The organism is Agrobacterium tumefaciens (genome assembly GCF_005221325.1).
GTDB lineage: Bacteria > Pseudomonadota > Alphaproteobacteria > Rhizobiales > Rhizobiaceae > Agrobacterium.
Genome location: NZ_CP039888.1, coordinates 1112037 through 1127871 on the forward strand (window position 1 = coordinate 1112037; position 15835 = coordinate 1127871).

Here is a 15835-nt window from a genome sequence, read left to right on the forward strand (position 1 = left end):
ATGAATTTGCTCTCCTCAGAGCGGCGGTGGCAACGCCACCGGGTAGGTCTCCGGCCACGGCCGGAATTGATCGAGTTTCAGGATAAATGTAACGACGGCAGATGATTGCCCGATGTGCAGCGCCAGCGTCTTTTTCGATTGGCAGCCGGCGGGCATCTATCCCGTCAACACTTTTAACCCTCCTCCATGTTGTATGTTTTCTCTGTCATAATAGCAATAGGCTGGCTAAATATGCCATATTATTGGTGGAATTTCCGAGTTAACAATTGGTTCACCAAGGCCTGCGATTGTGGGGCGCAAAGGCGCAAATTGTCGTACGGCGTGGTTGAAACGGCACCGTTACCGGCGTTTTTCCGCGCTGTTTATCGAAAATGACTGATATACGGAATTTCTTGAAGGCGATGGATTTCACGCGCAACGCAGCGATTTCAGGTGGGGCAGGGCGGCTTGGCGCGCGAATCGCGCGGGCTTCGGCGGTTCTGGCGTTTTTCGTCGCCACCTCCGTCTCCTTCTTGCCAGCAGCCCATGCGGTGGAGCCGCTTGTCGCCCACCAGGCGCGGATCATCGGGGATGAGGCGCGCACGCGCATCGTCCTCGACTTTGCCGAAGAGCCGGAGTTCGACGTTCACTATCTCGATTCGCCCGCCCGCATCGTCGTAGACTTTCCCGCCGTGAATTTCGCGTTCCCCACTTCCGATCTCAAGCCGACCGGTCTCTTTTCGGATATACGCTTCGGCACCATGGGCCAGAACAGCGCCCGTATCGTGCTGACGGCGAAAAAGCCGGTTCAGGTGACGGTTGCCGAAACGAAAAAGAGCGATGACGGGCAGTCTTTCCGTTTCGTGCTCGATACCGAGATCACCACCAAGGGTAAATTCGCGGAACTGGTGAAGGACCAGCAGTGGCGGGCGCCAGCCCCGGTGACGACAGCCGCGATCACCCCCGATGACAAGACATCACGGCCGGCGGAATTTGTCATCGCTGTTGATGCCGGCCATGGCGGCATCGATGCAGGTGCAACCGGCGCCACGACGGGCACCGAGGAGAAGGTCATCACTTTGACCTTTGCAAAGGAGCTTGTGGAGCGGTTGAACCGCGAACCGGGCATCAAGGCCTTCCTCACGCGTGATTCCGATACTTTCCTCGCCTTGTCCGAACGGGTGACGATCGCCCGCCAGAACAACGCCAATCTCTTTATTTCACTGCATGCGGATACTCTGAAGCAAAAGGGTATCCGGGGCGCGACCGTTTATACCCTGTCAGACCGGGCATCGGACCGGCAGGCGCAGGAGTTGGCGGAGCGCGAAAACAAGTCCGACCAGATCGCCGGCGTCGCGGCCTCCAGCGAGCCGCCTGAGGTTGCCGATATTCTTCTCGATTTCACCCGCCGTGAAACGCAGGCCTTTTCGGTAACGCTGGCCGAAAACATCGTCTCCTCCTTCGAGGGGCAGGTTGGCCTCATCAATAATCCGCACCGTTATGCCGGTTTCATGGTTCTGCGCGCCCATGATGTGCCATCGGTACTTCTTGAGCTTGGTTTTCTTTCGAATGCGGAGGACGAAAAGCTGCTTCTCGACATCGAGTGGCGCAAGAAAGTGGCCGACACATTGGCAACGGCCGTCGGGCGATACCGTTCCAAGGCCCTTGCGAACGGCGGATGATGGCGGAGATGGTGGGGTGGAGGGCTGTTGCCGCCCTGCCATCGGTGGTGGAAAAAACTGTTCAATTCTTGGGCCTTGCGGTCGATTAACGACCCCAAGCCCTATTTTACTCACATTCGCCGCGTTACTCGGAAACCGGATTCGGTGGCAATCCGTAAACGTCGGTGCGTGATTGCGGGCCTGCGGCCCGGTAACATATCAGCGAATGCTGCCATATCCGGCTTGTCATCGAAGGTATGGTGTGCAAAACGGCACGCGATATGCAAATATGCGCCCGTATTTCGTCGGGCGTGGATGGTTACGATTCGAATTATCGGTAGCTTGGTATGATCAGACTCATTGGATATTTTTTCGGCTTGGCCAGCGTGCTCTTCCTGTGCGCCGCCGTCGTCGGTGCGATTTATTTGCACGGCGTGACGAAGGACCTGCCGGATTATGCAGTTCTGAGCACGTATGAACCGCCGGTAACGACCCGCGTGCACGCCGGCAACGGCGCGCTGATGGCGGAATATGCCCATGAAAAGCGCCTGTTCCTGCCCATCCAGGCTATTCCCGACCGCGTGAAGGCCGCCTTCCTTTCCGCCGAAGACAAGAATTTCTACAATCACCCCGGTGTCGATATCTGGGGTCTCGGTCGCGCCATTCTCGTCAATCTCCAGAATGTCGGTTCCGGTCGCCGTCCGGTTGGTGCATCCACCATTACCCAGCAGGTGGCGAAGAACTTCCTTCTGACCAACGACCAGACCATCGACCGCAAGCTCAAGGAAGCCATTCTTTCCTTCCGCATCGAGCAGACCTATTCCAAGGACAAAATCCTCGAGCTTTATCTCAACGAGATATTTTTCGGCCTGAATTCCTACGGCATCGCCGGTGCGGCGCTCACCTATTTCAACAAGTCGGTAACGGAACTGACGATCGCAGAGACCGCCTATCTCGCATCGTTGCCCAAGGGGCCGGCCAATTACCATCCGATCCGTCGCGAAAAGGCTGCTCTGGAGCGCCGCGACTGGGTGATCGATCGCATGGCCGAAAACGGCTACATTACGGTGGCCGACGCCACGGATGCCAAGAAGCAGCCGCTCGGCGTCAACCTGCGCCGCGGCGGCGCGCATATTGCCGCCTCCGATTACTTCGCCGAGGAAGTCCGCCGCCAGATCGTTGAAAAATTCGGCGAGGAAGCGCTTCTTGAGGGGGGGCTTTCGGTCCGCACCTCCTTCGACCCGCAAATCCAGATGGAGGCGCGCAAGGCGCTTCAGGACGGACTTGTGCAATATGACGAACGCCGCGGTTTCCGTGGACCGGTGGAAAAGATCGAGACGGCCGGCGACTGGACGGCGGCGCTGGCCAAGGTCAAGGGTCTCCGGGACGTTCCCGAATGGAAGCTTGCAGTCGTCCTTGCAGTTGCCGCCGATGGCGTCGATATCGGTGTCCAGGCCGACCCCGATGCGGAAGATGGCGACAAGCGCACGCGCGGCCATATCTCCGCTGAAAACATGCGCTGGGCCTTTCGTGATGCGAGCGGCAAGAAAGCGACTGCCAAGTCGCCGGTCGGCGTTCTGACGGCGGGTGACGTTGTCTACGTCCAGCCGCTTTCCGGCTCCGGCAACGAATATCGTCTGCGTCAGCCGCCGAAGGTGCAGGGCGGCATGGTGGTGATGGACCCGCATACCGGCCGCGTTCTGGCCATGGTCGGCGGCTTCTCCTATGCGCAGTCGGAATTCAACCGCTCCACGCAGGCCATGCGCCAGCCCGGTTCTTCCTTCAAGCCATTTATCTATGCGGCCGCGCTCGACAACGGCTATACGCCGGCATCAGTCATTCTCGATGCACCGATCGAAGTCGTGTCCGGCGGTCAGGTCTGGAAACCGCAGAATTACGGCGGGGGTTCTGCCGGTCCTTCGACCCTGCGTCTCGGCATCGAAAAATCCCGTAACCTCATGACCGTGCGCCTGGCGCAGGATATGGGCATGAATCTTGTGGCGGAATATGCCGAACGCTTCGGCATCTACGATAAGATGCCGCCCCTTCTGTCCATGTCGCTCGGTTCAGGTGAAACCACCGTCATGCGCATGGTCTCGGCCTATTCTGTCCTCGCCAATGGCGGCAAGCAGATCAAGCCGACGCTGATCGACCGCATCCAGGACCGCTACGGCAAGACGATCTTCCGTCACGAAGAGCGTGCCTGCGAGGGCTGCAATGCGACGAGCTGGCAGAACCAGGACGAGCCCGTCATCGTCGACAATCGCGAGCAGGTTCTCGACCCGATGACCGCTTACCAGACGACCTCCATGCTGGAAGGCGTCGTGCAGCATGGTACGGCGGCCGGCAAGATCAAGGTCGATCTGCCGGTTGCCGGCAAAACGGGCACCACCAATGATGAAAAGGACGCCTGGTTCGTCGGTTACACGCCGGACATGGTTGCCGGCCTTTATATCGGCTTTGACTCTCCCGCACCGCTCGGTCGCGGCGGCACGGGTGGTTCGCTGTCGGCGCCGATCTTCGGTGAATTCATCGCCGATGCGGCCAAGCATCTGGAGCCGAGCAAGTTCATTGTTCCTGCTGGCATGAACTTCGTCGCCGTCAACCGCAAGACGGGCATGGCGGCGGCTGAAGGCGAACCGGACACGATCATGGAAGCCTTCAAACCCGGCACGGGTCCGGCTTCCACCTTCTCGGTGATCGGTGCGGAAGGCTACATGTCGCAGGAAGACATTCTGAAGACTTCGCCGCAGGCGCAGCAGGCCATCACCGGCGGTGGCGGCGGTCTTTATTGATCTCAAGTTCCGGGATCATCGGGGGGCGTGGGTCTTTACATCCGCGCCCCCCGCATTTATTTGAGCAGCAAGTTTCAATGAAGGCGAAGAACCAGCGAAATGCGCAATGAAATCGTGAACGTAGTCGACGAAATCAAGCAGGCCATAAGCCTGCTGAGGAGGCATCTTTGACTGGGACCAGGCGATAAGACGACTGGACTGGTTGAATAACAAGGCAGAGGACCCGACCCTCTGGAACGATGCCTCCGAGGCCCAGAAGCTGATGCGCGAACGCCAGCAGCTGGATGACAGCATCAACGGCGTCAAGGCCCTGGAGCAGCAGCTCAAGGATAACATCGAGCTGATCGAACTCGGCGAGATGGAAGGCGACGACGAGATCGTCAAGGACGCCGAAGATGCGCTGAAGGCGCTGAGAAGCGAGGCGAACCGCCGTCAGGTGGAGGCCATGCTTTCCGGCGAGGCCGACAGCAACGACACCTATGTGGAAGTGCATTCCGGCGCAGGCGGCACCGAAAGCCAGGATTGGGCGAACATGCTGCTGCGCATGTACACCCGCTGGGCCGAGCGTCAGGGCTTCAAGGTAGAAGTTCTCGAAATCCACGATGGCGATGAGGCGGGCATCAAGTCGGCCACGATCCTGGTCAAGGGCCATAACGCCTTCGGCTGGATGAAGACGGAATCAGGCGTGCACCGCCTCGTTCGCATCTCGCCCTATGACAGCAATGCCCGGCGTCACACCTCGTTTTCTTCCATCTGGGTCTATCCGGTGGTCGATGATTCGATCCAGATCGACATCAATGAAAGCGATTGCCGCATCGATACCTATCGTTCCTCAGGCGCGGGCGGACAGCACGTCAACACCACCGACTCGGCCGTGCGTATCACGCATATTCCGACCGGTATCGCCGTCGCCTGCCAGCAGGAGCGCTCCCAGCACAAGAACCGCGCCAAGGCGTGGGACATGCTGCGCGCCCGTCTCTATGAGGTGGAACTGCAAAAGCGGGAAGAGGCGGCAAATGCGCAGGCCGCATCCAAGACCGATATCGGCTGGGGCCACCAGATCCGCTCCTACGTTCTGCAGCCTTATCAGCTGGTCAAGGATCTGCGCACCGGCGTGGAAAGCACTGCGCCAGGCAACGTGCTGGACGGTGACCTGAACGAGTTCATGGAAGCCGCACTCGCCCATCGCATCAGCGGCGGCGCGGATGTGGAAGTCTCGGATATCGATTAAGACGCCCCGGCGCGTCGATTTGAAAATTACCCCTCGCAAACCGATTGCGAGGGGTTTTTCGTTGGAGGACAAGCATGAAACAGGCGCTTTATATCGTTGATGTCCAGCCGAGCTTCAATCCGCCGGCCTCGCTGGTGGCGGAGATATCCGCGCTTGCCAGAACCATGCCCAGCATCGCCACCGTCGAACGCCATGATGAAAGCGTAACACCCTTTGAACGGCAACTGGGATGGAAACCGGGCAGGGATGATGTGTCGCTAGTGCCGGCAGACCGCGTATTCATCAAACACGGTTACGGACCACCCCGGGAGGTGATCGATCACCTCCTGTCCCTGAAACTCGACCGGGTGCTGGTCTGCGGCATTCAGGCCGATACCTGCGTGCTGGCGGCCGGTTTTGCCCTGTTCGATGCGGGGCTGCATCCCACGCTTCTGCCGTGGCTGACGGTGGGCTCCAGCCTCGACCGCAGCGGTGAACTCGGCGCGAGATTATGGAAGCATCATTTCGGAGCGGTTATCACCGGGCCGCATGGGCTGTACGACTAGAGTATTCCGGCACACCTGTTAGGGGTGTCCAGAGGCCGCTTTGGACTGGCATTTTCCTCTCCCGTCATACCGGCCTTGAGCCGGTATCCAGTCGACGCGCGTCGGCGCGGCGGGAAAAATTCCTTCAGCCCAAGGACTTGGGCTGGCTAGATTCCGGCTCAGGGCCGGAATGACGGAAGAGAATGAACCCGCAATACCGGGTTAGTTCGACGCTTTCTCGACCTTCATCTCACCCAGTTCGTCGATCAGGATCGTCCAGCTTTCCGCTTCCTTGGCCATCGGGTCCGTTTTCAGATAAACGGTCACGAACAGGCCGGGTGAGGCGGGGGCGCCATTTGAGCTTTCGGGACGGATATCCGTGACATAGGACTTCATCTGGCTGAATTCTTCCAGCTCAATATTTTCGAGAAGGTTCGGTCCGTCGGCGGTAAAGACGATACGCTGCAGGTAGATTTTCGCCGTACCGTCGTCCTGGCGGATTGCAATGACCTTGTAATAGCCCCGTGTGGGCGAGGCAGGCGGCGGCCGCAATTGTCCGTCAGTGCCTTTTACCGGCTCAAGGCTCCGGTCTTCCCACATGCCGCTGCTGACGACGAATATGGCGGAAACGGGCAGCGTGTCGATCGCCTGCGTCTGCGCCCGCGCGGGCAAGACGGCCGTGGCGAAAAGCAGAGCAGCGAGGAGCGATTTTTTGACGTGCATGGCAATCGTGGTGGTTGGTTTAATTGTTGAACTGTTCGGCCAGAACCCGGTCCGACCATGAACGATCCGGATCCGAGAGAATTTTCGCCGTCCTGTCCTGCGATTGTGCGATCCTGACGTGACGAACGGATTTCACCTCGGTGTGATCGGCCACCGCATTCACAGGACGCTTGTCGCGCTCCAGGACATGAATATCGACGGTTACCTTATTCGGCAAAAGCGCGCCGCGCCAGCGTCGTGGCCGGAAAGCGCTGACCGGGGTCAGCGCCAGAAGCGGTGATTCAAGCGGCAGGATCGGCCCATGGGCGGAGAAATTGTAAGCCGTCGATCCCGCAGGGGTCGCCACCATCATGCCATCGCAGATCAGCTCCTCCAGCCGCACCTTGCCATCCACCTCGACACGCAGCTTGGCTGCCTGATGCGACTGACGAAACAGGCTGACTTCGTTCATTGCGAGCGCGGTAAACTCGTCGCCGTCGGAATCCGTCGTCGTCATGCGCAAAGGATGGAAATCATTGCCACTCGCCACCGCGATGCGCTGGGTGAGGCCTTCCACCCGGTAGTCATTCATCAGGAAACCGACGGACCCCCGGTTCATGCCATAGACACGCTTGCCGGAATTCATCGTTTCGTTGAGGATTTGCAGCATGAAACCGTCGCCGCCGAGTGCAACGATCACATCAGCCTCTTCGAACGGCGTATCATCATAGACGGCTTTCAGCTCGTTCAGCGCCGTCTGAGCCTCCTCGGTTGGGGAGGCAACGAAGGACAGTGAATAGGTAGAATGCGACATTCGCTTCCCTCGACAGCGGCACAAACCGGAACCGGCCCGCGCAGGACGCTGTAAACCGTTGAAGCGGCTCGAAATCTTCAAACCTCGCCCAAGAGGTAGACGACAAACCGCCAGACGCATCCTTGGTACATGAAGACGGCGGCAGGCGACAAGGCCTTTCGCACCGCCAGGCGTTCCGTTGCGACGGGCCTTGCTGTTCCGGTCCACAGCTTCTTGATTTGCGCCCGCCGACAAGGGTTGCGATGCGGGGCGACGTGATGCAGTTTGCCAAAGCAGCCGGAATGACGAGTGGCAGGAGACGGATGTGGCGCTGAACTACGATATCTATGATGTCTTTACCGAGACGAAAATGGCGGGAAATCCGTTGGCGGTCATGTATGACGCCGATGATCTTTCCCAGGATACGATGCAGGCGATTGCGCGGGAAATGAACCTCTCCGAGACGGTTTTCATCAACCGCTCCAGCAATCCGTCACATGCGGCTTCGCTGCGCATCTTCACGCCGTCAGGCGAATTGCCCTTCGCCGGCCATCCGACCGTTGGTGCGGCAGTCGCCATTGCCGAGCGCAATCGCGGCGAGGGTGATGACGATATCGATATGGTCTGCGTGCTGGAAGAGAAGGTGGGTCCGGTGCGCTGCGCGGTGAAGATGCGCGCCGGCGCCGTCAGCTTCGCGGAATTCGACCTGCCGCGCAAATCCTCCCGTGTCGAGTTGCCGCTCAATCACGCCGCACTCGCCGATGCGCTTGGCGTCAGTGAGGGGCATCTAGGCTTCGAGAATCATGTGCCCTCGATCTGGACCGCCGGCGTGCCTTTCCTGCTGGTGCCGATGCACAATATCGCCGCCGTGCGCGACATGGATTTCGACGCCAATCTGTGGCTGCGCACCGCGCCGCTGGTCGAGGGGCGCCTGACGGCGGCCTATATCTACTGTCGCGGTGGCGTCAATCACGCGGCGAAGTTCCATGCCCGCATGTTCTCCCCGGAAATGGGGATTGCGGAAGACCCGGCCACCGGTTCCGCGGTCGCCGCCCTTTCCGGCGCCATCCACCATTTCGACGGGCTGCCGGACGGCCACCATCCGCTCCTGATAGAGCAGGGCGTGGAGATGGAAAGACCATCCCACATCCACTTGCGCATGGACATCAAGGACAACGAAATCGCCCGCGCCCGCATTGGCGGTCATGCGGTGCGGGTTGCGTCGGGCACGTTCGAGATTTGATTTAAACGTAACAGGATAAGTTCGCCTCGTTGAAGCGCGACGAAATTGCCAGCAAGCTCAAAGAAAAACCCCGGTCAAGACCGGGGTTTTGTCATTTCAGCACGATTTATTTCAATTAAACCGGCCCGCCGCATGGGCAAGCATCGTATAGACCTTGCCGGTATCCGAGGTGAGATAGGACTGGGTGACGCTCCGGTCGCGGTCGGTGCGGGCCACGTCGGCGAGCAGCTTCTCGAAATCGGTGATGTAGCGGTCCACGGCGGTGCGGAACTCGGCTTCCCGTTCATATTTGCGCTTGATCTCGTCAAACGTCGTCTGGCCCTTCAGCGTGTAGAGGCGGCGGGTGAAGACGTCTCGCTCGCCGCGCTGGTAGCGCCGCCACAGTTCCACGGAGGCATCGTGATCGATGGCGCGGGCGATATCCACCGAAAGTGAATTCAGCGATTCCACCATGTGGCGGGGATTGCGGGTGTCGGCCGCACGGGTGGGCTGCTGCTCGGTGCTGGCGCGCGGTGTGGATGCTGCTGGCGTCTCCTGGGATGCGCCGCGCAGGAGATCGCTGATCCAGCCGCCACCTTCTTCCCGGCGTCCGGCCGGGTTGGTTGCGACCGGCTGTGCCGGGGCGGGCGCCTGACGGTTTTCGACCTGGCGGTTCTCAAGCGGCAGTGTGCCACGCAATGCGGGGGCAGGCTGCGGCTGCGCCGGGCGCTGCTGCACCGGAGCTGTTGCCGCCGGCCGCGGACGCGGTTCGACGCGGCGTTCTGCGGCTGGCTGGGTTGCAGCGATGGCGCGGGCCACGGGTTCGGACACTTCCATCTGGTGGGTCGAACGACCGACGAGCTGCGAAATATCCTGCAGGGCCTTAATCTGTTCGGAAACGGCGCGGCGCATGGCGGCCGCACTTTCCTTGGCTTCTTCCGGCAGGTCAAATGCACCACGCTTCAGTTCGGCGCGGGTTGCATCCAGTTCGCGGCGGATATCGTGGCTGGAGCGGCGGATTTCGTCCGTCGCACCGGCAAAGCGGCTGACGGCCTCCTCAACGGCCTGACGCAGTGTCTCCTTGAGGTTGGCTGCGGCCGCATTGGACTTTTCGGAAGCACTGCCCAGAAGGTTGTCGACTTCAGAGAGCGAGGATTCGACACCGCCGCGCAGGCGGTTGACCAGTTCGTCGGAATATTTCTGGGCATCGGAGAGCGTGCTTTCGATCGAGCGGCTGGCATCCTGACCGGCGGAGAGCAGGGCGCCCCGCATTGTCTGTGCCGCCGAGCGGGCGCGCTGCTCCGTCTCGTCGAGCGAGCGGCCGATATCGGAGAAGGAGGCCTGCAGATTGTCACGCAGATTACCCGCGACATTCTGCGAACGCTCTTCGGCCTCGTTAAGGGTGTTCTCCACCACGCCAACGACGTTGCGCATGGCGCTTTCGATTTCTTCGGAGCGCTTGACGAGGCCGACCGACAGGCTGCGCAGCGCATCCTGACGCTCTTCCAGCGTGCCGACGAGGCTCGACTGCGCGGCGTTGAGCAGCTCGGACGCCTGGCTCAGCACCTTCGAATGTTCCTCGAAGCGGCCGACGATACCGGCGACCTGCGCCAGCGTCTGGCCGGAAATATTCGACAGGCGGTCGATCTTTCCTTCCAGCAGACGGCTGGAGCTGGAGACCATGTCCGCCGCCTGCGAGGCAGATTCGGAGAAGCGGGTCGCAGAGGCGTTCAGTGCTTCATCGGCCGCGCCGAAGCCCTGAGCGGCACGTTCCACGGCGGAGTTGAAGTTGGTTGCCGACTGCTCGACGATCTCGGCCATGCTGTTATGGGTCTGCGACAGCATATCCGTGCTCTGGCGGGTGGCGGCAACAAGCTTGTTGGCCGCATCGCTGCTCGAGCGGGCATATTTCTCGATACCCTCTTCGACGGCATCCGCCATGGCGGTATGGGTCTGCGATAACATGTCGGTGCTCTGGCGGGTGGCCGCAACGAGCTTGCTTGCCGCATCCGTGCCGGCGTTGGCGTAATCGCTGATCGCCTGTTCCACCATGCCGACCATGCCGCTGTTGCTCTGCGACAGAAGTTCTGCGCTCTGCTGGGCGGCGGAAACGATCTTTTCGGCGGCCTCGCGGCCGATGGTGGCATATTCGTCGACGACGGGCTTCGCCTTCTCCTCGATCAGGCGCGACAGTTCGGCAGAACGGCTGGCCAGCATTGAGTTGAGTTCGCGGGTCCGGTTGTCCAGTGCCGAGCGGATGGATTCGCCGCGTGCGTCGAGGGCGGATTCGACGCCCGTCAGCGTTTCGGAGATGACGCCGACCTGTGAGCGGACGACGGCTTCAGCTTCGGCCACCTTGTTGACGATGATGTTGCCCGCTTCGGAGAAGGTTTGGGCGACGGCGGCGGCTTGGCCGGAGAGGCGTGTCTGCGCATCGGAAATGCGATTGACGATCTCGCCGGAACGTTCCTCGATGGCCTTGGTGAAGGCTTCGTTCTGCGCCTGCACCTGTTCGGCGAATTCCGAACCGGATTTCGACAGCAGGGCAGAGGAGCGAGCCGCTTCATCGCCGATGTTCTGGGTGGCGGAGACAACGGCGCCGCGCAGGCTGACTGCGAGATCGCTCGCCTTGCCTTCAATGGTGCGGTTGACGTTTTCGAGGCCGATCGTCAGCGCCCGGTCCATGGTGCCGAGGCGTTCGTCGATACGGGCCGTGCCGGCATCGAAGGTTTCGGCCAGACGGCTGGTGCGGTTTTCGAACGTGTCTGCGACGCGTGTCGTCTGCTCGTCCAGAATGCCGGTGATGCGCTCGGCGGCCTCGTCGCTGGTACGGGCGAACACGGCCGTCTTGTCTTCCAGCGCGTCGGCGAAGCGGCGTCCGGCATCTTCGATCGAACTGTTGACGTTGGCCAGATCGCCGCCGACGCGGATCTGCAGGGCGTCGAGCGAGGTCTCGATGCGGGCGCCGGTCTCATCGAGGCGGGTGGTGACATTGCCGATCGAGGTTTCGATACGGGAGGAGAGGGCGTCGGTCGCCCCGCCGATTTCGCGGGCGGCTTCGCCGATCTTGACGGCGATATCGCCGGCGCTGTTGCGAAGACGCTCTTCCAGCGTTGCAGCGCTTCCGTCGATTGCCTTCTGCAGCGTGTCCTGCTGGGTTTCGAGCGATAGTTCCAGCATGCTGGCGCTGGAGGCGACAGTGGTGCCGATCATCATCGCCTGCTCGGAGAGCATGTCGCCCATCTGGGTGGTGGCGGAGCTAAGCGTCGCGGCAAGGTCTGCCTGGCGCTGGTCGAGCGCGGTGCGGATATCCTCGTGCGATTGCGACAGATTGCTTTCGAGGCGCGAGACGCCTTCTTCCACCGTCTGCGCAAAACGGCTGCTGCCGTCTTCCACGACGCTTTCGATGCGGTTGGCGGCACCCGAAACGCTCTGCTCGATCAGGCCGCTATTGCGCTCCAGCGAACCGGCAATGCGTTCCGCCTGCGAACCGAGCATGGTTTCCAGCCGCTCGTGGCCGCTGGCAAGGGCATTCTCAAGCGTGAAGGCCGTGGCTTCAAGTCGCTGGCCGACGCCGGCAGCGGCGAGCGAAAGCGACGAGGCTCTCGCATCCATTGCCTCGGCGATCCGCTCTTCGACACCCGAAATCGTCATGTCGAGCGCCAGAGTGCGGCTATCAAGCGCATCGGCGATGCGTTCTTCCGCGCCTGACACGATGCCGGAAAGGGCAGCGGTACGGCTGTCCAACGCACCGGCAATGCGGTCCTCGACACCGGCAACGGCGCTGTGCAGGGCGGCGGTGCGGCCGTCGAGAATATCGGTGATCTTTTCCTCGACACCGGAGAAGCTCATGTCGAGCGCCATGGTTCGGCTGTCGAGCACATCGGTGATCCGCTCTTCCGCGCCGGAAACAACGGTTTTCAGCGAATCCGTGCGACTGTCGAGCGCACCGGCAATGCGGGTCTCCGCGCTTGCCACCAGCTCGCCAAGGGCTGCGGTGCGTGTGTCGAGCGATTCTGCGATCTTTTCCTCGGCGCCGGAGAACGCCATGTCGAGTGCCATCGTGCGGCTGTCGAGAGCATCCGCTATGCGCTCTTCGGCACCGGAAACCACGGCATTGAGGGCTGCGGTGCGGCCATCAAGCGTTTCGGCGATACGGGTCTCAGCGCCGGCGACGACGTCGCCGAAGGTTGCCGTGCGGCTGTCTAGCGCGCCGGCGATTTTTTCTTCGGCGCTTGCAACAATGCCCGTCAGAGCGGAGGTGCGGTTGTCGAGGGTCTCGGAAAGCCGTTCTTCGACATTGGCGAAGGTCATGTCAAGAGACAGCGTGCGGCTGTCCATCGTGTCGGCAATGCGTTCCTCGACGCCGGAAATCGCGCTGGAGAGGGCGGCGGTGCGGCCGTCAAGCGTATCGGCGATACGGCTTTCCGCGCCGGAGACGACATCATGCAGGGCGGCCGTGCGGCTTTCCAGTGTGTCGGAGATGCGGTCCTCGATGCCGGAGACGGCGCCGGTGATGGCTGCGGCGCGGGTTTCGAGTGTTTCCGTCAGGCGGCGTTCGACATCGGCAACGACGCTGTTGATCGCGGCGGCGCGTTCGTCCAGCATCGCGGCAAGGTGTTCGGCCGTGCCGGAAACCGAGCCGGTAATGGCGAGAGAACGGCTGGCGAGTGCTTCGTCGAAACGGTCCTGGCTGGCCGAAAGCGCGCCGAACAGGGCGTTGCTGCGTTCCGCCAGAACGGTATCGATCTTCGCGTGCGAACTGGTGAAGGCATCGGTGATTTCGGCTGTGCGCTGGCCGATGGCGTCGCTGAAGGCCTGGGTCCGGCTTTCAAGCGCACTTTCCAGCATTTCCTGACCCGTGCCCAGCGCCGTTGCGAGCGCCAGCGACTGGTCGGTCATGGTGCTGCCGATCCGCTCCAGACCGGTATTCAGCATGGTATCAAGCGCTTCAGAGCCGCCGGCAACGGTTTCGTTGATGCGGGCGAGGCTTTCCATCAGCTTGCTGTCGAGGCTGCCGGCGCGCTGATCGAAGGCGCTGGCAAACTGCGCCACATGCTCGTCGAAGGCCGAATTGACCTGACCGACCGTCGCCTGCATGCGCTCTTCATAGAGGCCGGAGCGAAGATCGAGATCCATGATCGCATCGTCGGCCGTGCTCTGCAGGCTCTGGCGGAAGGAGAGCCCCTTTTCTTCAAGTGTCGTGGACAGCTTGTCGAGAACCGTATCCAGCGAACCGCCGATGACCTGCTGGCCGCGTTCGATATTGCGGTTGAGTTCCAGCGAGCGCGTTGACAGCGTCTCATTGAGTTGGCGGGTGCGTTCCTCAAGCGCGCTGTTGAGGCTTTCCACACCGCTATCCAGCGTCGAAGCATGGATCGCGAAACGCTCCAGCAGCACTTCACCGCGCTCGTCGAGCGTCGAGGTGAGATTGTGCAGGCGCATGTCGAATTCGTTGGAGATCGTCGAGCCGGAGGAGTTCAACGCCTGCAGCAGGTTTTCGGTCTTGGCGGCGATCAGGCTGCCCATCGCTTCGGTCGAGGCGCGCGATTTTTCGAGCAGCGCGGCCGAGCGCGTGTCGATCATCGATGCAAAAGCCTCGCCGGTCGTGGCGATCCGCATGGAAAGCTCTTCGCCGACGATGGACAGTTCTTCCTTGATCTGTTCCTGCGCGCCGACGATGGAGGAGCGGATGCGCTCGGCGTGGTTGACGATGGCGTCGCGCTCGGCGGTCAGTTCCTGCACGAGGCTGCGCACGCGCAGTTCGTTGTCGGCATAGCTGCGCTCAAGCGCGTTGACTTCGGAATGCACGAGGGTTTCGAGTTCCGTCGCACGGGCAATGGTGCGCTCGATGCCGTCATTCATGGCCGAAACTTCGCGGCGAACCGCCTGGCCGACGGACATGATGCGGTCGGACGCCACTGTTTCCGGCTCCGCGAGGCGAAGGGCGACTTCGGCCATGGAGCGGGCGGCATTCCGCAGATCGCGGGCGCGCGCCATCATGATGGCGAAGGCGAAGAACAGCATGACGGGAACGAGGATGCCGACGACGATCGCCATCAGGCCGGGGATTGCAGTGAGATCGGCCAGCGAGCCGATGTTCCACAGCGCATTGCCGTAAAGAAGATGTGCGATGCCGAGGCCGCCGAGCGCCCAGATCACCGACATGATCGTGGCGTTGCGCAATGCGCCGCCGATGGAGCCGCCTTCCAGCGATTTCAGGATCATCGCCGGGCTGCGCTTGGAGCCGTCATTGGCGGCTTCGAGATTGGGCGATCTGGGTGCCTGTTCGGCAGGCGCGCGGGCGGCCTCGGGAGCAGGGGTTTGTCTGCTTGCTTCCTTCACTCTGGCCTCCGGCTGCTTCGGCGCTGCAGTCTTCCGCGTCTCCGGCTTTTCTTCGAAAGCGCCAAGCTGCAAGGCATCTTCCAATGCCTGAAATGCAGTCTCGTCGACAGAGTCGCTGATCTTGTTATTCGCCATGCGGTTACGCCTCGTTACACTTACGCCCGGCTTCATGCCGTTGACCCACTTGCGATCAGCAAGCGGACTGCCGCCATCATGCCAGCGGAACTTATCCCTCAAGAGAGAACAGTTCCGCCATTTACCAAATCCCGAATTGCTGGTGGTCCAGCTTTCCGGCGAAATTACATCACTGTGCCGCAATAACAAAGCTTGAGCTTAAGCCCTGCGAGAACGGCAGTACCGTAGTGACACATTTAGGTGTTCGAAACAATTAATGCGGATTTGCGACGGCGGCGAAGTGTCGGCTTTTTAACAGTTTTTAAGCCTGAGTTTCGCGCTGAACGCCTTGTTTCGCATAAGTTTAACATAAATTAACCATAGCAGAAGATTTTCGCCCGCGTCACGCCGTAATTTAAGCCGATCGCATCTGCCAGCATGCGTGAATACGACACATATGTGACATGAA

Annotated in this window: 8 protein-coding genes; 5 read left to right on the plus strand and 3 right to left on the minus strand. The window is 61.0% G+C overall.

What is annotated here, in order from left to right; genetic code table 11:
• Positions 1-401 precede the first annotated feature (401 nt).
• The 4 genes from CFBP5499_RS05870 (at position 402) to CFBP5499_RS05885 (ending at position 6211) form a co-directional block, all read left to right on the plus strand.
• The gene (locus CFBP5499_RS05870) at positions 402-1661 is read left to right on the plus strand and encodes an N-acetylmuramoyl-L-alanine amidase (protein WP_080825224.1); all 1260 of its coding nucleotides are present in this window, start codon (positions 402-404) and stop codon (positions 1659-1661) included.
• Positions 1662-1987: 326 nt separating this feature from the next.
• Positions 1988-4435: a penicillin-binding protein 1A gene (locus tag CFBP5499_RS05875; protein WP_080825223.1), complete on the plus strand. Its 2448-nt coding sequence runs from the start codon at positions 1988-1990 to the stop codon at positions 4433-4435.
• A 99-nt stretch (positions 4436-4534) separates the two neighbouring features.
• Positions 4535-5666, plus strand: a protein-coding gene (gene prfB / locus CFBP5499_RS05880) for a peptide chain release factor 2 (protein ID WP_113519808.1) whose coding sequence is annotated in 2 segments (ribosomal slippage) — positions 4535-4603 and positions 4605-5666 — 1131 coding nt in all. Because the reading frame shifts where the segments join, the coding sequence is not laid out codon by codon here.
• A gap of 74 nt (positions 5667-5740) precedes the next feature.
• A complete protein-coding gene (locus CFBP5499_RS05885; RefSeq protein ID WP_080825222.1) occupies positions 5741-6211 on the plus strand; it encodes a cysteine hydrolase family protein in 471 nt (156 codons plus the stop codon).
• A gap of 201 nt (positions 6212-6412) precedes the next feature.
• On the opposite strand, the gene CFBP5499_RS05890 is transcribed toward CFBP5499_RS05885, so the two are convergent.
• Positions 6413-6913 (minus strand): hypothetical protein, encoded by a 501-nt coding sequence (locus CFBP5499_RS05890; protein ID WP_080825221.1) that lies wholly within the window; start codon positions 6911-6913, stop codon positions 6413-6415.
• A gap of 19 nt (positions 6914-6932) precedes the next feature.
• Positions 6933-7706, minus strand: coding sequence for an NAD kinase (locus CFBP5499_RS05895; protein ID WP_080825220.1), 774 nt, complete (start codon positions 7704-7706; stop codon positions 6933-6935).
• A 304-nt stretch (positions 7707-8010) separates the two neighbouring features.
• On the opposite strand from CFBP5499_RS05895, the gene CFBP5499_RS05900 reads away from it, so the two are divergent.
• Positions 8011-8928: a PhzF family phenazine biosynthesis protein gene (locus tag CFBP5499_RS05900; protein WP_080825219.1), complete on the plus strand. Its 918-nt coding sequence runs from the start codon at positions 8011-8013 to the stop codon at positions 8926-8928.
• Between the two features lie 111 nt (positions 8929-9039).
• On the opposite strand, the gene CFBP5499_RS05905 is transcribed toward CFBP5499_RS05900, so the two are convergent.
• On the minus strand, positions 9040-15387 hold the full coding sequence (locus CFBP5499_RS05905; RefSeq protein ID WP_137066301.1) for a hypothetical protein: 6348 nt from the start codon (positions 15385-15387) through the stop codon (positions 9040-9042).
• Positions 15388-15835: the final 448 nt, after the last annotated feature.

Coding starts and splice junctions, on each gene's coding strand:
- CFBP5499_RS05870 (WP_080825224.1), top strand. CDS start 402: ATGGATTTCACGCGCAACGCAGCGATTTCAGGTGGGGCAGGGCGGCTT.
- CFBP5499_RS05875 (WP_080825223.1), top strand. CDS start 1,988: ATGATCAGACTCATTGGATATTTTTTCGGCTTGGCCAGCGTGCTCTTC.
- CFBP5499_RS05885 (WP_080825222.1), top strand. CDS start 5,741: ATGAAACAGGCGCTTTATATCGTTGATGTCCAGCCGAGCTTCAATCCG.
- CFBP5499_RS05890 (WP_080825221.1), bottom strand. CDS start 6,913: ATGCACGTCAAAAAATCGCTCCTCGCTGCTCTGCTTTTCGCCACGGCC.
- CFBP5499_RS05895 (WP_080825220.1), bottom strand. CDS start 7,706: ATGTCGCATTCTACCTATTCACTGTCCTTCGTTGCCTCCCCAACCGAG.
- CFBP5499_RS05905 (WP_137066301.1), bottom strand. CDS start 15,387: ATGGCGAATAACAAGATCAGCGACTCTGTCGACGAGACTGCATTTCAG.